The organism is Telluria sp. AZSoR62 (assembly GCF_058111565.1).
Genome location: NZ_JBYTST010000438.1, coordinates 1 through 253, shown reverse-complemented (window position 1 = coordinate 253; position 253 = coordinate 1). Strand labels below are relative to the sequence as shown.

The 253-nt window shown below is 58.1% G+C and carries 1 protein-coding gene; it reads left to right on the top strand.

What is annotated here, in order from left to right:
- Window positions 1-253 (top strand): YDG domain-containing protein (locus AC3XQU_RS24355; RefSeq protein WP_489876689.1); only part of this gene is annotated, 253 nt, incomplete at both ends.

Genomic DNA, 253 nt, shown 5'->3' with positions numbered 1-253 from the left:
AACCCGACGTTGGCAGGTGATGTTGCGCTGCAGGCCGGCACGGCGACGTTTGATTCTCCAAACGTGGGCACTGGCAAAACGGTGAATTACAGTGGTTATTCGCTTGGCGGTGCCGATGCAAACCTGTTTGCCTTGTTTGCGCCGTTCGATAGCCTGACGGCAGCAGCAGGTACCCCAGGGACTGGAATCACGTTGGCGAGCATTACGCAGGCCCCACTGACGATCACTGCAAACGACGCCACCAAGGAGTTCG